Here is a 21,422-nt window from a genome sequence, read left to right as displayed (position 1 = left end):
AAAATAAGTAAAAACCAATAAAAATTAAACGCATGCGGAAAAAGGCTACTCAAAAAATATCCTTAAAAAATAAAAAAGGGCTCCGCGGTGTGCGGAGCCCTTACGCAAAAAGAAAATATTAGTTTGTCCCCTGTGATTAAGCTGATATTTCCTTTTTACATATCCCCCTGTTTGTCAGCGGAAATATCCCCATATCTCCGCTTCCCCCCTTGGTACTGCTTAATTAAAGGATACTCTTTATCTGCGCATCCGTCCACCTAAAAAAATAGTTATTTTGAGCTAGCCCTCCGTCGGAGGATTTTTATGCACAAAAAACCGCACTTTTCAGCGCGGTTTAGATTTTATTTTTTGGCGGTGCTTACCCGTTCCCACGCGGCGGTAAAATCCGGCGGAACAGGCGCTTCAAACTGTAAAGGCTCCCCAGTGTACGGGTGGGCAAACTCCACCCGGCGGGAGTGGAGCATCAGCCTGTCGGCCGTGGCCCCTTTATACAGCCAGTCCCCCAGTACCGGGTAGCCCAGCCAACTTAAATGCACACGCAACTGGTTGGTGCGCCCCGTGACGGGGTGCAACTGCACGCGGGTAAAACCGTTTTTGCGTTCCAATACTTTGTATTCCGTAATGGCTTCGCGCCCCATATCGGAGGCTTTAATTTTTCCGCCCGCCACACGCCCGATAGGCACATTAATCACGCCCTCGTCGTCCGGGATTTCTCCGCAGGCAATAGAATAATACGTCTTGCGGACTAGGCGGTTGGCAAAAAGTTCCGTCATACAGTTTTGAAAAATCGCGTTTTTGGCAATTACCATGACCCCGCTGGTTTCGCGGTCTAGGCGGTGTACCAACCCGGCGCGGGGGGTGGAAGTATCAAACCCGGCGGGGGGAGTAGCCAAAATGACGGATACCAGTGTTTCTTCAAACGAAAAGACCGCCTGCGGGTTGGTTTCCCACACCGGGCTTTGCGGGTGAACCAACAACCCGGCCGGTTTGGCAATTACAAAAAAATCTTCGTCATCATGAATGAGCAAATCTTTCAGTTGAATTTTGGTTTTGGCGGCGGAGGGCATTTCAATTTCCACTTTTTCGCCGGGCGTAAGCGGCCAGGAAGGCTTTACCTGTTTGCCGTTTACGGTCACTTTGCCGTCCTTAATCATCCGTTGCACCAAGGCGCGGGGGAAAGTTTCCAGCTCGTCGCACACATAAATATCCAAGCGGCGGGAATATCCGTCAAAAATGAGAGTCTTTTTTTCAGCCATGTTTTGTTTCCTTAATAAACAGGGCATACACCGCCGCGGCAAGCACCACGGCGCAAACCGCTAATGCCTGCGACGGCGACAGCCCCAATATAAATGCACCGCGGTAATCCCCGCGGAAAAATTCTATTACAAAGCGGATAGCGCTGTATCCGATAATGTAGCGGATTAAAATACTGCCCGCCGTATGTTTTTTTTGATACGCCTTGTGCAGGTAAAAGAACAAAAGCAAATTGCACGCCGTTTCGTACAGTTGGGTAGGATGAAGCGGCACCCCCTGTAATTGGACGGGAACCAGCGTATCCGGGTTGGTAAATACCACGCCCCACGGCAGCGTGGTGGGTTTGCCGTAGCAACACCCGGCCAAAAAACAGCCAATGCGCCCCAGGGCATGCCCGAGCGGCAGGGCCGTAATTAAGAAATCCGCCGTCGGCAAAATGGGCAGGCGTTTCTTTTTCAGGTACGCATATAAAGAGGCCACGGACAAAATCATCCCGCCGAAAAACACAAACCCATAGCGGAAATTTTGGAAGATATTGGCTATTTTAGCGGTAAACGTATCGCCCAACAGCGGCCACGAAAGAATAATGTAAAGCAGTTTACTGCCGATTAACGCCCCTAGAAAGGCGATAAAAATAATGTTCCAAAAAGTATCTTTATCCAACTTAACCGCTTGTAAACGGCGTACCAAATACCACGAGGCCGCCGCGTAGCCCAGCGCAGTCATCACGCCGTAGCTGGCCAGTTCAAAAGAGCCTATTTTCAGTAATATGGGGTGCATTATAAAATATCCTTATCTTTAATGGCATTACGCATAAAGGGGTTTGTTTGGCGTTCATAGCTGATGAACGAGCCCGATTTTCCCCCGTAGCTGTGCCCGGCAAAAATTTGGGTATCGTCCGGCAGTTGGGAAAGCCGGTACAAACTTTTGCGCATTTCGCGCGGGTCGGAAGACGGCAAGTCCACCCGGCCACACGCCCCCGGGAAAAGGGTATCCCCGGTAAAAAGGGCATCCCCGATTAAAATGCACACGCCGCCTGCCGTATGGCCCGGCGTGGGGATAATATGCACCTTAAACGGCCCGATTTGCAGGTTTTGCTCCCCGCGGTAGGGTTGCAGTACCTCTCCGGGTAAGCCGCTTAACAGCACGTCGTTTTCTTCTATATAAGCGCGCAAACCGTGGGCCTTTAGTAAAGTTTCGGCGGTTTTGACGTGGTCAAAGTGTCCGTGGGTAAACAATACGGCCAATAGGTTTAGCTTTTTGGCTTTTAAGGTTTGCTCCAGGGCGTTCATATCCCAGGCGGGGTCAATCAGCAGGGCGTTTTCGTCTTGTGTCACCAGGTAGGTGCAGTTTGCCATGGGGCCTAAATGGATTACTTCTATATTCATAAAATCCTCATTTTTCCGGCTGAAAACGGAATTCCGTTTCCCCGGGTTTTGTCATGTGGTAGCGGGTGCGGGCCAGTTTTTCTAAATAAACCGGGTCTTGTTTTTGCAACAGCTCCAACTCCGCCGAGAGCGCCTGAAAGTCTTTTTCCAGTTGGACGGTTTGTTTGTTGAGTTTTTTTAATTCCAGTTTATTGTGTACTAAATTGAAAAAACTTCCGCCGAAAATAACCAAAACCACTGCTGCAATGCTGATGCACCACAGCAGTAGTTTCTTTTTTTGTTGTTGGATAGGTGTTTTAGCGCGGCGGGAAATCATTTCTTAAACACGTTGTCCTTGGCGTAAGCCGCTTTGGCACCCAATTCCGCCTCTATTTGCAGTAAGCGGTTGTATTTGGCGGTCCGTTCCGCGCGGGCCGGTGCGCCGGTTTTAATAGCGCCTGCGTTGGTGGCTACGGCCAAATCGGCAATAAAGCTGTCTTCCGTTTCGCCGGAGCGGTGGGAAACAATGGTGGAGTAGCCGGCTTGGTGGGCCTTTAACATCACGTCCACCGTTTCCGAAACCGTACCGATTTGGTTGAGCTTAATTAAAATAGAGTTGGCCGCTTTTTGTTCAATGCCTTTTTGCAAGCGTGCCGGGTTGGTGACGAACAAGTCATCCCCTACCAGGTTGATTTTACTGCCCAGTTTTTGCGTAATGTGCTGCCACCCGGCCCAATCGTCCTCTTGCAAGGGGTCTTCTATGGAAACGAGCGGATAGTTTTGGCACCAATGGGCATAAATATCCGTCATTTGGGAGGAAGTATAGGCGGATTTTTCAAAGTGATACTGCCCGTCTTTGTAAAATTCGCTGGCGGCACAATCCGTGGCCAGGGCCATATCCGGGTGGCCCGCTTTTTGGGCGGCGCTCAAAATGGTTTTGAAAACGTCCTCGTGCTTGGCAATTTTCGGCGCAAATCCGCCCTCATCCCCCACGGCAATAACCATGCCTTGTTCTTTGAGCAGGGTTTTTAAGGCGTGGTACGTTTCGCACGCGGCGCGCAGGGCCTCGCTAAAGTTGGGCGCGTGCTGGGGCACAATCATAAATTCCTGCACGTCCAGGCCGGAATCCGCGTGTTTGCCGCCGTTAATAATGTTGAGCATGGGGGTAGGCAACAAATAGCCCTCGGCGGGCAGTTCATACACGCGGCGCAGATGTTCGTAAAGCGGCAGTTTGGCTTGGTGGCACCCGGCCCGCAAAACCGCCATGGAAACCGCCAACATGGCATTGGCACCCAAATTGCTTTTGTTTTCCGTGCCGTCCATGGCAATCAGGCTGTCGTCAATCAGGCGGATGTCAAACGGGTTCATACCGGCCAAATGCTGGGAAATTTTATCCACATTGGCCACGGCTTTTAATACGCCTTTGCCGTTGTAGCGCGCGCCGCCGTCACGCAGTTCCAACGCTTCGTGTGAGCCGGTGGAAGCGCCGCTGGGAACGGCCGCGGTACCTACGGTGCCGTCATCTAAATACACATCTGCCGCAACCGTGGGGAAGCCGCGGGAATCTAAAATTTCTCTGGCTGTAATTTTTTTTATACGAGTCATTTTCACCCCCTCCGGTTGCTTAGGAACAACCGGGGTTATATAATGCTGTCTATAATTCTTTTGCCTTCTTTAATCAAAGCGGCGGGTATTTTTTCATCCGGGGATTCTGCATACAAACGGATGAGCCGCTCGGTACTGGACGGACGGATGGCCAACCAACTGCCGCCTTTCAGAATAAACTTAAATCCGTCCGTGGAGTCAATACGCCAAACGGAAGTTTTATTAATGGAAAGCGGCGGTTTTATGTCCAACCGCTCCATAATACGGTTAATTTCCGTTTCCGTTTTGGGCATACTTACTTTTTGGTCATACAACGGTTTGTATTTTTTATAAAAAGCGTTGCGCAACTGTTTTAAGGTTTTGCCTTCCACTGCCAGCATATCCACAATTAAAAAGCAGGCGAGCAGGCCGTCTTTATCGGGAATATGGTTTGCCAGCGCAATCCCGCCGGATTCTTCCATACCCATTAAATACTGCCCGGTGGTCATCAGTTCCGTAATGTACTTAAACCCTACCGGGGTTTCGCGTAGCATTAGCCCGTGGGCTTTGGCTACTTGGTCAAACAGGTTAGACGTAATTACACTGCGGCATACGCGGCCCTTTTTTTGTTTGTTGCGCACAATGTGGTCTAAGAGCATGGGGATAATTTCGTTGGGGGAAACCCAAGTGCCGTCCGCATCAATAATGCCGAATTTATCGCAATCCGGGTTGCAGGCAATCCCCAAGTGCATTTTTTTGGAAGTCACCAGTTTTTTAAGCTCTTCCAAGCTGACCGGGCCGGCGTTGGGCACTTTACCGCCGAACAACACATCCGTATTTTCGTGGATGCCTTCTACGGTAATGCCGTATTTTTCCAGCACCGGGCGGAAATAGTTTTTAGCCGTGCCGAATAACGGGTCCACCGCAATTTTAAGTTTGGATTTTTTCAGCGCCTTTACGTCCAGCAGTTTTTCCAAGTGGGCAATATAATCCTTGCGTAAATCCTTGGTAATGCAGGCGGCGGCGTTGATGTAATTAAACTCCGTTGAGGAGGCTTTCAAAATTTGGGCAGAGGGGGAGGGAATACGGCGTTCAATATCGCTGACGATTTCGTTATTGGCAATACCGCCGTAATAAGAAATCCACTTAATCCCGTTTACATAGTATTCGCTTTCACTGCCGGTGACTACGATGGCCCCGACGGCACATTCGTTTAATACAGTCCATTCCGCTACCGGGGTAGGAAGGGGCAGTTCCGCCAACTGAACGGTAATCCCGCTCTGCACCAGGGCATTGGCCGCTACGGCCGCAAACTGGCGGGATAAAAAGCGGGTATCGTGCCCGATAAATACGAGCGGTTTTTTGGGCTTTTTGCCCCGGTCCTGGCAGTGTTTTTTATAACCTGTACCTTCAAATCCGTAAAAAGGATGTTCCAAAATATGTTCGGAAATCCCGTAAGCTAAACGCTGGACGGATTGGGCAGTCATTCCGTCTGCGGTAATGGTTCTAAAACCGGCTGTGCTAAATTTAATTTCTTGGGTCATCGTGCAGGTATTATACTAAAATAAAGCCTTTTTTTCATCTTTCCGGCAAAACTAATATAAAATAAAGGCTTCTAAACTGATTTTACGGCTCTAAAATGCTAAAATAGATAGAAACCCTATAATAGGAAAGAAACCCATGAATTTTGAATCTGTCAAAGAATATATAAAATCGGCCGGATTGCCGAATTTCCGTATCGCCCAAGTAAGGGATGCCGTCTATAAACACGGTATTACGTCTTGGGAGGAGGCCACCTCTCTGCCGGCGCAAATCCGCCAGGATTTGGCTGAAAAATACCCCATTTTAAGTTTCAAAGTAAGCAAAATGGTGTTTTCCAAGGCGGATAAAGCCGCCAAAGCCCTGCTCACCCTGCAAGACGGCCGCCAAATAGAAACCGTACTGCTCAAACCGCAGGATACTTGGAGCGTGTGCGTTTCCAGCCAGGTGGGTTGCCCACTGCACTGTTCTTTTTGCAGTACGGGCAAAATGGGTTTCCGCCGGGATTTGACGGATGAAGAAATTGCCGACCAAGTTTTAATGTGGTACCAATATGTGCGCAAAGAAAAACTGGGCGAGCGGATTTCCAGCGTGGTATTTATGGGCATGGGGGAGCCGCTACTCAATTACTTAAATGTGGTAAAAGCGGCGCAGACGTTATCCAACCCGGATTATTTGAATATCGGCGCGCGGCATATTTCCATTTCTACGGCCGGCATTGCCGATAAACTGCACAAGCTGGCGGTGGATTTGCCGCAGGCCAATTTGGCGGTTTCCCTGCACAATGCAGACGATGCAGAACGCAGTAAATTAATGCCCGTCAACCGCCGTTTTAATTTGGAAGAATTGCAAAAAGCGGTGGAAGAATATATCGCCATGACGGGCCGCCAAGTATTTTTAGAATATGCCGTTTTGGAAAACGTCAACAGCCGGCCGGAGCATATCCGTAAACTGGCCAAATGGATTTACGGCATTAAAGACAATTACTTAATCCATGTCAATCTGATTGCCTGCAATTTGGGCCGCGGTATGAAGACGGATGATAAAGTAGTAAAAGATTTTGCCGCCGCCGTAAAGGCCATGGGCATCGGGGTCACTATCCGCAAAAGTATGGGCAACGACGTTCTGGCCGCCTGCGGGCAGTTGGCCGCTAATAAATAAAAGGGGAAATAGTATGAAAAAAAGTCTTTTTTTAGGTGCGCTTGCCGCGGTGTTGTGCGGTTGCGCTACGCTGGATAACCATGTGAATATGGATTGGATACCCATAGGGCCGGATTTCCCGGCGAATAAAACCCAAAAAGTGGAAGTGGTTTCCGGCCGGGACCAAATCACCCGTCCGTACGGCAATTTGGGCTTACTGCGCATTAAAAATGTGGACCCGGACCGCGATTCCCTGCGCCGCGGCATAGAGCGGGGCAGAAAATTTGTAGCTTCCAAAGGGGCGGATGCCATGTTTTTGGGGCAGTATAACAGCGCGGAAGACGGTGCTTCCGTACCGAAAGTGACGTTAATTATTTACGCCATTAAATATGTGGATAATTTAACTCCGCAAGACCAAAAAGCCATTGAAGATTTTGAAGTATTGGGGATTTTGAATGAACGTACTAATAGCTAAAACCAAAGAAGAATGTAAGGTTTGGACGGATAACATTGTGGTAGTGGATGTACTGCGCAGTGCTACCACCATTTGCCAACTGTTGCAACGCGGCAAGCGGGATGTGCGGGTATTTGAAGATGTATCCAAAGCGGTAGCGTTTAAGGAGAAAAACCCGCAGTTTACCGTCTATTCCGAATTGGACTTCCCGCAAGGCTTTGCCCATGAAGACAACTCCCCGTATGCGGCTTCCAAGGCGGATGCCGGCACCCCGGCTTTGGTGGTGACGACCGCCGGCACAAAGGCGCTGTTCGGCGCGCGGCAAGCCAGCCAAATTTTTATGGGCGGGTTTTGCAACTTTTATGAATTGGCGGCTTTGTTAAAGGGGCTCAGCCGGGATGTGCTTTTGGTGCCCAGTGCGTTGTTTGCCAATAAAGATGATGCCGAAGACTTTTTGTGTGTCAGCGCCTTAAAAGATTTTTTACAGGGCTTCGGTAATGCCGAGCTGGCCGTAAATGATGTAAAAAATACGTTGCGGTATGTGGAGTTTATCAAACACGGCCCCAAAACCGCCAAGGAAGATGCGGCGATTGCTTTGCGTGTAAACGGACTACCTATTATTCCTACTTTCCAATTTGCAGAGGGCGAAGACTATGCCGCCTGTTTTGCCTACGGGCAACAGAACGCCGCCGAGGCCTCCCCGGAAGATGCGGTAGTAATGCCGTCTTTGGATGCGGTCAACCAGCCGCAGGCGCCGAAGGAAGACTCCGCCGCTACTTCTACCAAGAGCAGCAGTAAGTTGAGGGGCTTTTTCAGCGGATTTTTGAAAACCGTAAAAGAAGAAGAAAAAGAATTAATGGAAACCTTCCAAAAATCGGAAAGGCCGCTCCGCCCGGCAGAAACCCGGGAAACGCTGGCTCCGGTTTTGGACCCGGTGGACCAGCTTTTGCAGGAACCCCAGGCCCCGGCCGAGCAAAACACCGTGGCGCCGGAGCGGGAGGTTGCCTCCAAGCCGGCCGCGGATATTACTAAAATTCCGCTTGCGGGCAGACGCAAGAAAAAAGCCATTGTGCTTTTTTCCGGCGGGTTGGATTCTACCACCTGTTTGTATTGGGCGTTGGATAAAGGCTACGAATGTGAAGCCTTGACCGTTTCTTACGGGCAACGCCACGACAGAGAGGTTTTGGCCGCACAGATGATTACCCGCAATTTGGGCGTTAAACACCATTTGATTACGCTGAATTTGCCGTGGCTTTCCTGCTGTTCTTTGGTGGATAAAAACCAAAAACTGCCGGATGTGGCGTTGGAGGACATCCCGAAAGAGGGGATTCCGTCAACGTATGTGCCGGGCCGCAACCTGATGTTTTTGTCTATTGCGGGCTCCCTGTTGGACGCGGTGGAAGCCGATGCCATTATTGCCGGCCCCAACGCGGTGGATTTTTCCGGCTACCCGGATTGCACCCCTGCTTTTTTTAAGGCGGCGGGCGAGGCGTTAAACCGGGGGACCAAACGCGGCGTGCGGGAAGGCATAGAAGTTCTGGCCCCGCTGATGGATTTATCCAAAACGGATATTGTGCGTTTGGGGGCCAAATTAAAAGTACCGTTTGAACTGACGTGGAGTTGCTATGCCGGCGGCAAAAAACCGTGCGGGCATTGTGATTCCTGCAAATTGCGCGCCAAAGGCTTTGCCGAAGCGGGCGTGCATGATACGTCTTTAGATTAGGAGCGGTTTTATGAAAAACGCTTTTTTGGCGGTGGTTTTGTTGGGTTTTGCAGGCACGCTGTTTGCCCAGGAATTAAAAGAGGCGGACGGCGGCGCCCCGGCCGAGTGCAGTTTACCGGCGGACAGCGCCCCCAAGGCCCAAGCCCCGGCCCAAACGGCCCCGCAGGCGGTGTTTGAAAGCCGCCGCCAAGCCAAAAAAGCGTTCAAAAAGCGGCGCAAGCAAATCCGCAAATTAGTCAAAAAATACCGCAAGGCATCCGCCCAAGAAAAACCGGCCGTTAAAGCGCAGTTGTACGCGGTGGTAAGTGAGGGGATGGATAAGGGCCTGGCGGGCATGAAAGCGCGCCTGGCAGAGGAACAGGCCAATTTGGACCGCTGGAACCAAAAGTTGGCGCAGGAAGAAGCCCGCTGGCCGGAGATAAAGGCCCAACAGGTGGAAGATTTGCTTTCCGGCGCGGCGGAGCGCAAACACAAGCTGGCGCGCAAAGCGTGGAAACAAGAGCTGAAAGCGGCCCGGTTGAGGTTGCGTTAAGTCATTTGATAAAAGAAAAAGCCCCGTAAAATGCGGGGCTTTTTTGGGCTATCCTGGCTAAAAATTAATTAAGTAATCTGCGTTAAAATTTAATTAAATAATCCGCTGGATTCCAACGCATTGAGGGCTTTGGTAATATCGCTGACTACCACAATCCAACGGCTCATTCCCTTTTCGGTGGAGGCCCCGTAAATGGTGGTAATGTTAATGCCTTGCTTAAACAGCACGTCCCCAATATCGCGGGCAATGCCCTCGCGGTCTTCGGTTTCCAGGCAGATAGCGTCCGTCTTTACACTGGTAAACCCGGCTTTAGTAAGTGCGTGGCTGATTTCTTCGTTATATTTTACGGCAATACGCACAACGGCGGCATCATAACGGACGTCTTGCGAAATAGCAATAATGTTTACTTTTTCCTGCACAAAAAGTTCGGCAAATTTTTTAAGTGCGCCCGGTTCGTTCATCAAAAATACGCTGTATTGTTTTATTACTTTAATAGCCATGGTGTAAACCCCTTTATCTAAGTGTGCAAAAACATCAGCTAACAATAAATTATATCACACATTCCGGGGCGTTGGGAAATAAAAAAATCCGCCCGGTTTCGGCGGGCGGAGTGTGCGTAAATAAAAAGCGGATTACGCTTATAAATGGCTTAATAACTCTTTTTGAATAGCCCCGTTGGAGGCGGCTATCGTGCGGCCGAAATCTTCCATTTTGGCGTATTTCTTGCCGGAAAAATCGGTCACTTTGCCGCCTGCCTCGGTTAAAATAAGCGTTCCGGCGGCCACGTCCCACGGGTTTAGGTTTTGCTCCCAGTAGCCGTCCAAACGCCCGGCCGCCACCCAACATAAATCCAGCGCGGCGGAGCCCAGGCGGCGCACGTCGTGGCAGGCGCATAAAAAGCGTTCAAAGCGGGCCAAAAGTTCCGGCATAATTTCTTTGCGGTTGTACGGAAAGCCCGTCACCAGCAGGGCCTCGTGCAGTTTTTTTACTTTGGAAACGTGAATTTTTTTGCCGTTTAAGGTGGCCCCTTTGCCTTTGGCGGCCAGGAACATTTCGTCCGTAATGGCGTTATACACGCCGCCGGCTACCACCTGGTTTTTATAAAAAAGCGCAATAGAAATACTGCACTGCGGGAAGGTGTGCGCAAAATTGGTGGTGCCGTCAATGGGGTCCACCACCCAGGTATAAGGGGAGCCGGTTTTTTTGCGGGCGTTTTCTTCGCCCCAAAAATCATGCTCCGGGAACGCCTTTTTAATCACGCCGATAACGGCCTTTTGGCTGGCTAAGTCCGCATCCGTGACCAAGTTGGCTTCCCCTTTCAGGCGGTAGCCCACTTTGCCGAAGCGCCGCCGTACGGCGCGCCCGGCGGTTTCTAACGCCAGTTTAAGCGTTTGGAGTTCTTTTTTCATGCTTAAAATCCAATACTTCTGCTGTTTTTAGTTTGTCTTCCAAATACAACATGGCCACACAATCGTCTTCGTTGTACATCAGCACTTTTTTAAGTAAATCGTCGTTGCCGGTTTTCAGCCAGTTGGTAAAATAAACCATGCTGTCCATGGCGCCGCAATCGTCCTGCCGCCAGTGGAAACCGAACGCCGGGGCCGCCGCTTTTAAGGAAAAACTGGGCGCCGGCAAATAAAACTGTTTATTGACGGCTACTTTTAAGTCGTAGCAGATTTGGCATAAGGCGTTTAACTTGTCCGCATCTTGCGGGTGGGTGTGGGCCAAATTGCGCATTTTTTTCACTTCGTATTCCGTCCAATGGTACAGGGCGGTGTTTTCAAAATCTTTTACATAATCGTAAAATTGTTCAAAAATTTTGATTTCTTCTTCCGGCGTTTTGGCTACAAAACTGACGTATTTGTTTTCTTCTTTATCCCAAATACCAATTAAGTAAACAAACGAAACGCTGTTTTTGGTGAACGTTTCCGTGGCCTCAAAATCAAAATACAAGTTGCGCTTTTTAAGGGGGGGCGGAAAGTGCCCGGCCTCGCGCAAAACAGGCTTGTTGTGCAAGTACGCCAACGAGTTATAATAAGCGTCCGAGGCGTAAGGCTCGTCTAAAAAAGTTTTTAGGAAATCCAAATCCGCATGGGCGACGTCGTCGGTCGTGAACATACCGTTTATTTTAAGGGCTTGGCGCATTTCCGCACTGAGGGCCGGCAACATCAGCAGGTTTTTTTCGGCCGCCACCGTTTTGTTGGCATATACGCGCCAGGGGGAGTTTGCCGCTTTGGGCGGTTTGTGGGCTTCCGGACGGGCTTTTCCGTCGCGGATTAAGCGCCAGAACGCCAGTTCTTGCCCCAGGCGTTCTTCGTGGTCGCGGTAGTCCACATCCACCGTTTTATCTTTTAGAAAAACGCGCGTATTGTACGGCGTGAACCCCTGCACACAACCCAAAATGCGGTTTAATAAACTTACTTGCAGGGCGTAATGTTCTTTAAGGTCATGGGCGCGCTTAAATTGAAAAATATGATAATAAAAATTCCCCAGTTTGCTTTTAGCACCGCCGTCTTTTACCAACAGGTTGATACTGCCGTATACGTTATCGGGCAAGTTCCACAAAACGGCGTTGGCAATAGCGTTTTTGCCTTCCAGCATGGCTTTTAAGGTGTTTTTGAAACGCTCCGCGTCGGTTTCTCCGCTGATAAATACCACATCCGGGAATTCTTCTTTAATCCAAGCGTCGCGCGCGTTGCGGTCCGTGCGGACTTTTAAGTTTTCGTAACGGTTGATTTCGTTGACGGATTCTTCTTTAGGCGCGTGGAAAAAGCACCAAATTCCAAAAGGGTCTTCCAATAAAGAAAACATTTTGGAGGCGTTAAAATCTTGCTTGCCGGGCGTGCGCCCCGCGGATAGGGTATTATATAAAGTATCTAACATCTTATTTTTATTTTATATCTTTTTGGGGTATACTGGAAACGCTTTTTGCCCGGCTTGCCAATGCGGGGGGATATTTGGTAGCATAAAATTTCAATAATATGCCAGCAAAAAAGACAAATACATTGGATTTAAGAGCCTTACTTTCGCCCGCGCAAATATACATTGTGCCGCCGGGGCAGACCAAACAGGCGGTCATCCGCCGGTTGGTGGAGCTGATTTGCCAAGCGGAGCCTGCCTTAGGCCCGGAGGAAGTTTTGCGGGAAGTCCTGCGCCGGGAAGAAGGCATCAGCACCACCCTGGATACCGGCCTGTCCATTCCGCACGCGCGGCTAGAGGAAATTGCGGATTTTAAGGCCGCTTTGGCGGTATTTCCTACCCCGTTGCCAGACCCGGTTAATCCGCACCACGCCATTAAAGTAATGTTTTTGTTTTTATCTCCGTCCAAGCCGGAGTTTTTCCAACGGCATTTGCAAATTTTAGCCGCGTTGGCCCAAACTTTCAAGCCGGAATTTATGGACGAACTGGCCCAACTTCAAATGCCGCAAGATATTTTGGCGCATTTTAAGCCGCGGCCTTAAACGGGCGTTCCCCAATATGATAAAATAGAAGTATGGCCATACTTAAAATTGTAAAATACGGCGACGATATTTTGCGCCAAAAATTAAAACCGGTTGATTACAACCAACTGGCCCCGCAGTTGCCTATGCTGTTAAAGGATATGGAAGAAACCTGCCTGGCCGTGCGCGGTGTGGGTTTGGCGGCCAACCAAATCGGCCTGCCGTACCGTTTGGCGGTTATTTTACTGCCCGCTCCTACCAAAAAAGACGAAAACGCCTACAAACGCTACGTCATTATCAACCCGCAGATTATTGCCAAACAGGGCAGTAAGTTGGAAGAAGAAGGCTGCCTTTCTCTGCCCGGTTTATGGGCGGAAGTGGTGCGCGCGACGGACGTGACTATTACTTGCTTGGACGAAAACGGACAAGAACAAACCATTCGCGGGCGCGGCCTGTTAGCCAAGGCGTTCCAGCACGAGGTGGACCATTTAGACGGCAAACTGTTTATTGATTTGGTGGACCCCGCCTTAAAACCGGAACTTAAAAAAGCCATTAAAAAACTGCGCAAAGATTGGAATTAAGTTTTTTACGGACATAAAAATTGCGCCGCCGGGAATTTTCCGGGCGGCGCTTTTTGCTGGTAGCTTTGCGTACGGATTATTTGGCTTTGGCTTGGTCCGCCACCGCTTGCGCGCGGCGGGCGATTTCGTCCGGGTCACCCAAGTAATAATCTTTTATCAGGTTTAAGTCTTCGTCCAACTCAAACACATAGGGCGCCCCGGTGGGGATATTCAGCCCCACGATTTTATCGTCCGGGATGTTTTTAAGTATTTTGACAACGCCCCGCAGGCTGTTGCCGTGTGCGGCGATTAAAATGCGGTCGTTTTGCGTTAAGGCGGGCACAATGGTATTTTCCCAATACGGGATTAACCGCCCAATGCAGTCTTTCAGGGATTCCGTCGCCGGCAGTGTCCCTTCCGCAATACCCCGGTAGCGCGCTTCAAAACGCGGGTGGCGCGGGTCGTCCGCCGTCAATGCGGGCGGGCGCACGTCATAGGCGCGGCGCCATAAAAGCACCTGTTCGGCACCGTATTTGGCGGCCGTATCGGCCTTGTTTAAGCCTTGCAAAGCGCCGTAATGTTTTTCATTTAAGCGCCAGGTTTTTTCTACCGGGAGCCATAACTGGTCCATGGCTTCCAACGCTAAATTTAAGGTTTTAATCGCGCGGGTTAAGTAAGAAGTAAACGCCTTATCAAATACCAAGCCGGACTTTAACATCAGTTTCCCGGCGGCGAAGGCTTCTTCCCGGCCTTTGGCGGTTAAGTCTACATCCGTCCACCCGGTAAAGCGGTTTTCCAAATTCCATTCACTTTGCCCGTGGCGTAAAAGAACTAATTTTTTTACCATAAAACCTCCTGCTAAAATAATCATAACTCTTTGGAATGCGGGTGTAAAGGTGCTAACCCAAAAAAGCCCGGCCGTCTGGGCGGCTTTTACTTTGCTATAATAAAAAAAGGATTTTTTTATGCACCATATTTGTATTATGAAATTCGGCGGCAATACGCTGGCCAATAAAGAAAAACTGCTCCAGGCCGCCGGCTTGATTAAAGCCCGCTATGCGGCGGGGTTTATCCCGGTGGTGGTAGCTTCCGCCAACGGCAATTTAACGGATGTACTTTTGGACCATGCGTACAGCATTACCCCCAACCCGGAAAAGCGCGAATTGGATATGCTGATTACCACCGGCGAGCGCGTAAGCGTGGCGCTTTTGTCTATCGCGTTAAGGGCGGTGGGCGTTCCGGCGGTATCTTTAACGGGCAGCCAAATCGGCCTGATTACCACTTGCACGCACACCGGGGCCGATATTTTGACGTTGCGCGGGGATAGGCTCGCCCGCGAAATTGAACACGGCAACGTGCCCATTGTGGCGGGGTTCCAGGGCATTGGGGAAAATAAGGAAATTACCACCTTAAAACGCGGGGGGAGTGATGTGTCCGCCGTGTTTTTGGCCGCCCAGTTGGGGGCCGACCATGTGGAAATGGTCAAAGATGTGGACGGCGTTTATTCGGCCGACCCCAATAAAGATGTAAAAGCACAACGCTATGAAGTGCTGGATTTTGACGAAATGTATAAACTGGCCTTAAACGGGGCCAGTGTATTGCACCCGGATGCCGTGCGCCTGGCTAAAGCCAAAAATGTGGAAATCCGCATTGTGTACTATCAAACCGGGCAAACGGGTACGGTTATTAAATAGGATAAGGTATGAAATTAAAATTTAGTCCAATCAATGTGGTTGCCTGCTTGTTGTTGGCGGGTGCGGTGTTTTTGTGGGGGCCCGGTTTTGACGGGCTCGCGCGCAGTTGCGCCTCGGTTGCGTTGTATGCACTTATTTTTGCGGCCTGTTTTGTGGTAATCCGCAAATAAAAAAGACTCAAAGCAACCGGTAAAATATGATATGATATATGTACTTATGGAAAACACATTAATTTTATGGTCTGCCGGGTTTGTGGTTAGCTTTGTTTTGCTGTTTTGGTTTACGGCAAAATACCGCGCCGCTTTGGCGAATGAAACGGATTTTGATTCCCCCGTGGAAGATTTAACCATGATGACGGTTTCCAAGCCGTCGGCTTTTTCCCCGCGTGCCTCTATTTTAAGCTCTTTGCAAAACACTTCCGCATTGGAAATGGCGGACTTAAAAGAAAAGGTGAAAGATTTGCATTACCGCTTGGAAGAAATGAACACCGCGGACGAAAAAAATATGGCCGAAATGGCCAAACAAATGGCCCGCCTGGAACAGCGTTTGGCTACCTTTGAACAAGAATATGTGACCAAACTGCAGCCCACTTTGTTAAGCCTGATTGAAGAATTGGAAAATATGAAAGTGGACGAAGAAAAGAAAGCCTAACGGCCGCTGTTTTTATAAAAGCCCCGCTTTCCGGCGGGGTTTTTTATAAATATTGCTCACAATAAACCCCAGGCGTGAGCCCGGGGCGTTTCATTTTTATTATGGAAAAGCAACCTTTTTTGCAGGCGGGCAAGCGCTCAAAAACAACAAAACGCGCGCGCATTTTGCTCTTTTGAAAACATAAATTTTAATACGGCAAGTTAGATTTTGCCGCACAACGGTTGCAAAAAACGGCTCTTAATTTGTTTTGGACCCCCAAAATTTAATATCATATACCTATATAGTATTTTGTGGGAACCATTGATTAGGAGACCAAATGAAAAATAAAAAATTAGAACCTATCGCCATTGTAGGCATAGGCGCCATTATGCCCGGAGCGTTGAACAAAGACGAATTCTGGACGAACATTCAAGAAGGTAAAAACTGCATTACCGAAATTCCCAAGTCCTACTGGGACTATAACCTTTTTTACAGCCCTGACCACAAAGCCGAAGACAAGACGTATTCCAAAATCGGCGGTTTTATTCCCCAGTCTTTCAAATTTAATTCCATTAAATACCGTATTCCTCCGCAAATTGCCAAGCAGATGGATACCGTGCAACACCTGGCCATAGAAACTACCCGCATGGCGTTGGAAGATGCCGGCTACGATAAAAAAGCCTATGACCATAACCGCACGGCGGTCATTATCGGCAACTCTATGGGCGGTATGAAGAACGAAATGTCCAACACCCGCCTGAACCGCCCGTTCTTGTATGAAATTTTGAAAAATACTCCCACTTACAAACATTTAGCCCCGGCGGACGCCAAAAAAATGATTGACGAAATGGACGAAGGCGTGCGGGAACATTTCACCCCGATTAACGAAGACTCCATGCCGGGCGAATTAGCCAACGTCATCCCGGGCCGTGTAGCCAACGTGTTTGATTTGCACGGTACCAACTTTGCGGTGGACGCCGCTTGCGCCACCTCTTTGGCCGCTATTGACCAAGCCGTCAACGGGCTGCGCATGGGCAATTTTGATATGGCGATTGCCGGCGGTGTGGACCAGATGATGTCTCCTTCCGCGTTTATCAAATTCTGCAAAATCGGTGCGCTGTCGGAAACGGGCTCTTATCCGTTTGATGCCCGCGCCAACGGTTTCGTCATGGCGGAAGGTGCCGGTATGGTTATTTTGAAACGCCTGTCCGATGCCGTAAAAGACGGCGACCGCATTTATGCCGTTATCCGCGCCGTGGGTGCTTCTTCCGACGGTAAAGGCAAAGGCATTACCGCCCCCAACCCCAAAGGCCAAAAATTAGCCGTAGAAAAAGCCTTTGAACAAGTGGATTACAACCCCGGCGAAGTGGGTTTATTGGAAGCCCACGGTACGGGTACCCGCGTGGGGGACGCCACGGAGCTGAACGCCTTAAACGAAATTTTCGCCCCGTATGCCAAACCGGGCACGATTGGTTTGGGCAGTGTAAAAAGCCAAATCGGCCATGCCAAAGCGGCGGCCGGTATTGCGGCATTAATTAAAACCTCGTTAGCCTTATATAATAAGGTGTTGCCGCCGTCTATCAATTTTGAAACCCCGAACCCGATTGTGGATTGGGCCACCTGCCCTTTCCGCGTAATTACCAAAACGCAAGAATGGCCTGCGGGCAAAATCCGCCGCGCCAACGTTTCCGCGTTCGGTTTCGGCGGAACGAACTTCCATGTGGCTATGGAAGAAATGAACGATTCTTTAATTCAACCCGCGCAACCCGAAGTTTGTGCGGCCGGTGCAACCCCTACTAAACAGGAGCAAGTAAATATGACCAGCAGTAATTCTTACACCCTGCATGTGCCGGGCGAAAAAATTCAAGGCGACGTTTTAACCTTCTCCGCCCCCACCAAACAGGAACTTTCGGACATTTTGGACAAAGCCGTTATGGCCATTCAGTATGACCCGGCCTACTTGCCCAGCATTTCTTATAAAAACCACATTGCCAAACCGCAAAGATTTGCCGTAACGATTAACGTGGAAACCCCCGAAAAATTAAAAGAAAAAATTGAATTTTTCAAAAAAATCTCTGCCACGCAAGACGTATGGGAAAAAGAATCTTTATACCTTAGAATGAAAGGTATTTATCCGTTTACCCCTACCGAAATTAAACCCAAAGTGTGCTTTATGTTCCCGGGCCAAGGCTCCCAATATGTGGATATGATGAAAGACCTGGCCGCCAAATATAAAGTAGTGCAAGATACCTTTGACGAAGCCGACCGCTTGTTAACCCACATTATCGGCCAAACGCTGACGGAAACCTTGTGGAGCAAACCGGGCGAAAGCAAAGAACAAATTGCCCAGCGCGAAGCCGCTATTAAAAAGACGGAAATGACCCAACCCGCCGTATTGACGGCCGATATTGCCATGATGCGCTTGCTCTCCTCCTTTGGCATTAAGCCGGATGTAGTCATGGGGCATAGCTTGGGCGAATATGCCGCCGCGGTGGCCGCCGGTATTTTTGATTTTGAAAACGGCTTAAAAGCCGTCTGCACGCGCGGGAAAGTAATGTCTGAAATTAAAGTGGAAGACAACGGCAAAATGGCCTCTATCGCCGCGCCTGTGGAACGGGTGGAGCCGGAATTGGCCCGCATTAACGGTTATGTAGCCGTAGCCAACAAAAACTGCCCCACGCAAACGGTAATTGCGGGTGCCAGCAAATCTATTGATGATGCAATTAAGATGTTTAACGATATGGGTATTCAAGCGGTGCAAATCCCGGTTTCCCATGCGTTCCACTCTGCCATTGTGCGCCCGGCTATGCCGCAGTACCGCGCTTTCTTGGATACGCTTACTTTCCATGCGCCCACCATGCCTATTACTACCAACGTGACGGCGGAGTTTTATCCGTCCGACCCGGAAAAAATTAAAGATTTAATGGTGACGCAAATTTCCCACTCGGTGGAATGGATTAAACAGCTTAAAACCACTTACGATTCCGGCGTGCGTTTGTTTGTGGAATGTGGCCCGAAACGGGTGCTTTCCGCCCTGGCCGCCAATACGTTATCGGATAAAAAAGATATTAAAGTGTTGGCTTCCAACCACCCCAAAAAAGGCGGCATTAGCGAATTTAACGACTTGTTCGCCAATTTGATTTCTTCCGGTATTCACTTGGATTGGGCCGGTACCGATATGTATGGCAACCACTCCACCTTTAACCCGGCTTTTGTAAACTGGGTGACCGGAACGGCAACCCCTGTTGAAAAAGAATTGGGTGCTTCTTCTTGCACGGCTACTTGCGCGGCGGCCGCTCCGGCCTTGGCCGAAGCCAAAAACTGCTGTGATAAAGACATTGTCATCAGCGGTATTGCCGCCGGCGGCCCCGGCAGCTGGGACCGCATTTTCCGCGACGGCGTGTTGGACGAAATTTTGTCCGGCCGCAACTTAATTGAGCCGGTGTCTGCGGAAATCCAACAAAAACAAATTGATAAACATGTAGAATTTGTGATTAAATCCAAAGACGGCAACCACCGTTTTGAACGCTTAACCTCCCCCAGCCAAGCCATTAAATTGGCGGCGCGCGGCGGTGCGTTTGATGCGGAAAAAGAATTTGGCCTGCCTGCCAAATGGGTGCGCTCTATGGACCGCTCCTTCCAGTTGGCTATTGCCGCCGGTATTTTAGCCCTTAAAGATGCGGGCATCCCGCTGGTGCTGTATTATAAACCTACCTCTACGGGCGGTTATCTGCCGGACCGCTGGGGCCTGCCTGCCGATATGATTGACGATACCGGGGTTATTTTTACCTCTGCTTTCCCGGTGGCCAACAGCATGATGGGCGATTTGTCCAAACGTGTGGCGGGATTGCTCAACAACAAAACCGCTAAAGAAGTGCGCGCGTTCTGCGATAAATTTATTGCCCAAATTACGGACCCCGCCCTCAAGGCGGAAATTGAAGCCTGGTATAACGAAAACTTCAAAGATAAAGAAGTAGAACCCATGGCTTTTACGTCTGAATTTATCTTAAAAACCATTATTATTGCCCACTCTCATTTCTGCCAGTGGATTCGTGCCCGCGGGCCGGCAACTTCCATGAGTGCGGCTTGTGCCTCCACCGCGCAGGCTATTGCCGTGGCGCAGGACTGGATTAAATTGGGCCGCGCCAAGAGAGTTATTGTCATCAGCGCGGACGATATTACCAATGATAATGTGTCCGAATGGATTTTAACCGCTTTCTTAGCCTCCGGCGCCGCTACTACGGAAGCCGACGTGACGAAAGCCGCCTTGCCGTTTGACCGCCGCCGCAACGGTATGATTGTGGGTATGGGTGCGGTCTCTTTGGTGGTGGAAGAAGCCGGCGAAGTGGCCAAACGCGGTATGAAACCGTTGGCAAAAGTGTTGGCGACCGAAATCCGCAACAGCGGTTTCCACGTCACCCGCTTGGATGTGGGCCATGTGGCGCAAGTAATGAACGACCTGGTTAGCGAAGGCGAACGCAAGAGCGGTGTTTCCCGTGCGGATATTGCCAAACAGTTGGTGTTTATCTCTCACGAAACCTACACGCCTGCGCGCGGCGGCTCTGCCAGTGCGGAAGCCTATGCGCTTAAATCCACCTTCGGGGCGGATGTAAGCAAGGTAATTGTCAGCAATACCAAAGGTTTTACGGGCCACTCCATGGGTGCCGGTTTGGAAGACGCTATTGCCGTACACTGCCTGAATACGGGCCTCGTTCCGCCGATTGCCAACTTTAAGGAAGCCGACCCCGAACTGGAAGGCATTACGCTTAGCAAAGGCGGCCACTATAACTTCAAATATGCGTTGCGCTTGGCGGCCGGTTTCGGCTCCCAGCTGGGCATGACGCTGTTAGAAAAAGTGTGGGATGTAAACGAACCCCGCATTATTGATGCGGCCCGCCATGATGCGTGGCTGAAAGAAATTTCCGGCCAGCAAAACCCGGTGTTGGAAGTGGTGCAAAACACGTTGCGCGTGAAAGATAACTATAAACACGGCGTAAAACCCTCTTTAGTGATGGAAGGCTCGCAAGCGTTTGTAGATAAAGTGAAAACCATGCACCATACGGCCCCTGTGCAAGCGGCGGCCCCTGCGGTGGAAACTGCCCCTGCGGCGGCCCCGGCTCCTGCGGCCCAAGTGGCCCCTGCGGCTCCTAAAGCGGCGGTTTCGTTGAACGAAGAAGATGTGAAAAAGAACATCTTAAATATCGTTTCCGAAAAGACCGGCTATCCGCAAGATATGTTGGATTTAGATTTGGATATGGAAGCCGATTTGGGTATTGATACCGTCAAACAAGCCGAACTGTTTGCCATTATGCGCGAAACGTACCATATCGCCAAACAAGAAGGCGTGCAGTTGAAAGACTACCCGACCATTCGCTCCATTATTAAGTACGCCATGGCTAACGCCAATACGGAAAACGGCGCGGCCCCTGTTCAGGCGGCGGCCCCTGCGGTGGAAACTGCCCCTGCGGCGGCCCCGGCTCCTGCGGCCCAAGTGGCCCCTGCGGC

At 50.1% G+C, this 21,422-nt stretch carries 20 protein-coding genes; 10 read left to right on the top strand and 10 right to left on the bottom strand.

Annotated features, from left to right (window positions below; genetic code table 11):
* Window positions 1–341 precede the first annotated feature (341 nt).
* From ACQY18_RS03755 to ACQY18_RS03730, 6 genes are read right to left on the bottom strand one after another with little or no spacing between them, the layout of a single operon-like run.
* Window positions 342–1,256, bottom strand: a complete 915-nt coding sequence (locus ACQY18_RS03755) for an RluA family pseudouridine synthase (RefSeq protein WP_428038905.1) — start codon at window positions 1,254–1,256, stop codon at window positions 342–344.
* Window positions 1,249–2,034: a prolipoprotein diacylglyceryl transferase gene (gene lgt, locus ACQY18_RS03750; RefSeq protein WP_428038904.1), complete on the bottom strand. Its 786-nt coding sequence runs from the start codon at window positions 2,032–2,034 to the stop codon at window positions 1,249–1,251. The genes ACQY18_RS03755 and lgt overlap by 8 nt, the downstream gene beginning before the upstream one ends.
* A complete protein-coding gene (locus ACQY18_RS03745; protein ID WP_428038903.1) occupies window positions 2,034–2,642 on the bottom strand; it encodes an MBL fold metallo-hydrolase in 609 nt (202 codons plus the stop codon). Before ACQY18_RS03745 ends, lgt begins: the two co-directional genes overlap by 1 nt.
* A gap of 7 nt (window positions 2,643–2,649) precedes the next feature.
* Window positions 2,650–2,958, bottom strand: a complete 309-nt coding sequence (locus ACQY18_RS03740) for an FtsB family cell division protein (protein ID WP_428038902.1) — start codon at window positions 2,956–2,958, stop codon at window positions 2,650–2,652.
* Window positions 2,955–4,226: a phosphopyruvate hydratase gene (gene eno, locus ACQY18_RS03735; RefSeq protein ID WP_428038901.1), complete on the bottom strand. Its 1,272-nt coding sequence runs from the start codon at window positions 4,224–4,226 to the stop codon at window positions 2,955–2,957. Before eno ends, ACQY18_RS03740 begins: the two co-directional genes overlap by 4 nt.
* Window positions 4,227–4,261: 35 nt before the next feature.
* Window positions 4,262–5,749 carry a hypothetical protein gene (locus ACQY18_RS03730; RefSeq protein WP_428038900.1) on the bottom strand — a complete coding sequence of 496 codons (1,488 nt, stop codon included), beginning with the start codon at window positions 5,747–5,749 and terminating at the stop codon, window positions 4,262–4,264.
* 136 nt (window positions 5,750–5,885) lie between these two features.
* On the opposite strand from ACQY18_RS03730, the gene rlmN reads away from it, so the two are divergent.
* Genes rlmN through ACQY18_RS03710 form a run of 4 tightly spaced genes read left to right on the top strand, consistent with a single transcriptional unit; the run spans window position 5,886 to window position 9,593 of the window.
* Window positions 5,886–6,905 carry a 23S rRNA (adenine(2503)-C(2))-methyltransferase RlmN gene (gene rlmN, locus ACQY18_RS03725; RefSeq protein WP_428038899.1) on the top strand — a complete coding sequence of 340 codons (1,020 nt, stop codon included), beginning with the start codon at window positions 5,886–5,888 and terminating at the stop codon, window positions 6,903–6,905.
* 13 nt (window positions 6,906–6,918) lie between these two features.
* Window positions 6,919–7,359 (top strand): hypothetical protein, encoded by a 441-nt coding sequence (locus ACQY18_RS03720; RefSeq protein ID WP_428038898.1) that lies wholly within the window; start codon window positions 6,919–6,921, stop codon window positions 7,357–7,359.
* Window positions 7,340–9,061, top strand: a complete 1,722-nt coding sequence (gene queC / locus ACQY18_RS03715; RefSeq protein WP_428038897.1) for a 7-cyano-7-deazaguanine synthase QueC — start codon at window positions 7,340–7,342, stop codon at window positions 9,059–9,061. The genes ACQY18_RS03720 and queC overlap by 20 nt, the downstream gene beginning before the upstream one ends.
* 10 nt (window positions 9,062–9,071) lie before the next feature.
* A complete protein-coding gene (locus ACQY18_RS03710; protein WP_176778160.1) occupies window positions 9,072–9,593 on the top strand; it encodes a hypothetical protein in 522 nt (173 codons plus the stop codon).
* 89 nt (window positions 9,594–9,682) lie between these two features.
* On the opposite strand, the gene ACQY18_RS03705 is transcribed toward ACQY18_RS03710, so the two are convergent.
* The 3 genes from ACQY18_RS03705 to ACQY18_RS03695 form a co-directional block, all read right to left on the bottom strand.
* A complete protein-coding gene (locus ACQY18_RS03705) occupies window positions 9,683–10,093 on the bottom strand; it encodes a hypothetical protein (protein ID WP_176778161.1) in 411 nt (136 codons plus the stop codon).
* Window positions 10,094–10,231: 138 nt separating this feature from the next.
* Window positions 10,232–11,002: an inositol monophosphatase gene (locus tag ACQY18_RS03700; protein ID WP_176778162.1), complete on the bottom strand. Its 771-nt coding sequence runs from the start codon at window positions 11,000–11,002 to the stop codon at window positions 10,232–10,234.
* Window positions 10,977–12,476 (bottom strand): TM0106 family RecB-like putative nuclease, encoded by a 1,500-nt coding sequence (locus ACQY18_RS03695; protein WP_176778163.1) that lies wholly within the window; start codon window positions 12,474–12,476, stop codon window positions 10,977–10,979. The genes ACQY18_RS03700 and ACQY18_RS03695 overlap by 26 nt, the downstream gene beginning before the upstream one ends.
* Before the next feature lie 98 nt (window positions 12,477–12,574).
* On the opposite strand from ACQY18_RS03695, the gene ACQY18_RS03690 reads away from it, so the two are divergent.
* Window positions 12,575–13,054 carry a PTS sugar transporter subunit IIA gene (locus ACQY18_RS03690; protein WP_428038896.1) on the top strand — a complete coding sequence of 160 codons (480 nt, stop codon included), beginning with the start codon at window positions 12,575–12,577 and terminating at the stop codon, window positions 13,052–13,054.
* Between the two features lie 32 nt (window positions 13,055–13,086).
* Window positions 13,087–13,614, top strand: a complete 528-nt coding sequence (def, locus tag ACQY18_RS03685; protein ID WP_176778165.1) for a peptide deformylase — start codon at window positions 13,087–13,089, stop codon at window positions 13,612–13,614.
* Window positions 13,615–13,690: 76 nt separating this feature from the next.
* Here def and gpmA read toward each other — a convergent pair whose 3' ends face one another.
* Window positions 13,691–14,440, bottom strand: coding sequence for a 2,3-diphosphoglycerate-dependent phosphoglycerate mutase (gpmA, locus tag ACQY18_RS03680; protein WP_176778166.1), 750 nt, complete (start codon window positions 14,438–14,440; stop codon window positions 13,691–13,693).
* A 118-nt stretch (window positions 14,441–14,558) separates the two neighbouring features.
* Between gpmA and ACQY18_RS03675 the strand changes: the two genes are divergently transcribed.
* From ACQY18_RS03675 to ACQY18_RS03660, 4 genes are all read left to right on the top strand, one after another.
* Window positions 14,559–15,287 (top strand): hypothetical protein, encoded by a 729-nt coding sequence (locus tag ACQY18_RS03675; RefSeq protein ID WP_176778167.1) that lies wholly within the window; start codon window positions 14,559–14,561, stop codon window positions 15,285–15,287.
* An 8-nt stretch (window positions 15,288–15,295) separates the two neighbouring features.
* On the top strand, window positions 15,296–15,457 hold the full coding sequence (locus ACQY18_RS03670) for a hypothetical protein (RefSeq protein WP_176778168.1): 162 nt from the start codon (window positions 15,296–15,298) through the stop codon (window positions 15,455–15,457).
* A 46-nt stretch (window positions 15,458–15,503) separates the two neighbouring features.
* Complete coding sequence (locus tag ACQY18_RS03665) at window positions 15,504–15,938, top strand: hypothetical protein (RefSeq protein ID WP_176778169.1); 435 nt, start codon at window positions 15,504–15,506, stop codon at window positions 15,936–15,938.
* 316 nt (window positions 15,939–16,254) lie between these two features.
* Window positions 16,255–21,422 (top strand): beta-ketoacyl synthase N-terminal-like domain-containing protein (locus ACQY18_RS03660; protein ID WP_428038895.1); only part of this gene is annotated, 5,168 nt, incomplete at its 3' end.

The organism is Candidatus Avelusimicrobium faecicola (assembly GCA_900540405.1).
Lineage (GTDB): Bacteria > Elusimicrobiota > Elusimicrobia > Elusimicrobiales > Elusimicrobiaceae > Avelusimicrobium > Avelusimicrobium faecicola.
This window is presented reverse-complemented; position numbering and strand designations above follow the sequence as displayed.

Excerpts from the sequence above, each read along its gene's own strand:
- ACQY18_RS03755 (WP_428038905.1), bottom strand. The coding sequence starts at position 1,256 with ATGGCTGAAAAAAAGACTCTCATTTTTGACGGATATTCCCGCCGCTTG.
- lgt (WP_428038904.1), bottom strand. The coding sequence starts at position 2,034 with ATGCACCCCATATTACTGAAAATAGGCTCTTTTGAACTGGCCAGCTAC.
- ACQY18_RS03745 (WP_428038903.1), bottom strand. The coding sequence starts at position 2,642 with ATGAATATAGAAGTAATCCATTTAGGCCCCATGGCAAACTGCACCTAC.
- ACQY18_RS03740 (WP_428038902.1), bottom strand. The coding sequence starts at position 2,958 with ATGATTTCCCGCCGCGCTAAAACACCTATCCAACAACAAAAAAAGAAA.
- eno (WP_428038901.1), bottom strand. The coding sequence starts at position 4,226 with ATGACTCGTATAAAAAAAATTACAGCCAGAGAAATTTTAGATTCCCGC.
- ACQY18_RS03730 (WP_428038900.1), bottom strand. The coding sequence starts at position 5,749 with ATGACCCAAGAAATTAAATTTAGCACAGCCGGTTTTAGAACCATTACC.
- rlmN (WP_428038899.1), top strand. The coding sequence starts at position 5,886 with ATGAATTTTGAATCTGTCAAAGAATATATAAAATCGGCCGGATTGCCG.
- ACQY18_RS03720 (WP_428038898.1), top strand. The coding sequence starts at position 6,919 with ATGAAAAAAAGTCTTTTTTTAGGTGCGCTTGCCGCGGTGTTGTGCGGT.
- queC (WP_428038897.1), top strand. The coding sequence starts at position 7,340 with ATGAACGTACTAATAGCTAAAACCAAAGAAGAATGTAAGGTTTGGACG.
- ACQY18_RS03710 (WP_176778160.1), top strand. The coding sequence starts at position 9,072 with ATGAAAAACGCTTTTTTGGCGGTGGTTTTGTTGGGTTTTGCAGGCACG.
- ACQY18_RS03705 (WP_176778161.1), bottom strand. The coding sequence starts at position 10,093 with ATGGCTATTAAAGTAATAAAACAATACAGCGTATTTTTGATGAACGAA.
- ACQY18_RS03700 (WP_176778162.1), bottom strand. The coding sequence starts at position 11,002 with ATGAAAAAAGAACTCCAAACGCTTAAACTGGCGTTAGAAACCGCCGGG.
- ACQY18_RS03695 (WP_176778163.1), bottom strand. The coding sequence starts at position 12,476 with ATGTTAGATACTTTATATAATACCCTATCCGCGGGGCGCACGCCCGGC.
- ACQY18_RS03690 (WP_428038896.1), top strand. The coding sequence starts at position 12,575 with ATGCCAGCAAAAAAGACAAATACATTGGATTTAAGAGCCTTACTTTCG.
- def (WP_176778165.1), top strand. The coding sequence starts at position 13,087 with ATGGCCATACTTAAAATTGTAAAATACGGCGACGATATTTTGCGCCAA.
- gpmA (WP_176778166.1), bottom strand. The coding sequence starts at position 14,440 with ATGGTAAAAAAATTAGTTCTTTTACGCCACGGGCAAAGTGAATGGAAT.
- ACQY18_RS03675 (WP_176778167.1), top strand. The coding sequence starts at position 14,559 with ATGCACCATATTTGTATTATGAAATTCGGCGGCAATACGCTGGCCAAT.
- ACQY18_RS03670 (WP_176778168.1), top strand. The coding sequence starts at position 15,296 with ATGAAATTAAAATTTAGTCCAATCAATGTGGTTGCCTGCTTGTTGTTG.
- ACQY18_RS03665 (WP_176778169.1), top strand. The coding sequence starts at position 15,504 with ATGGAAAACACATTAATTTTATGGTCTGCCGGGTTTGTGGTTAGCTTT.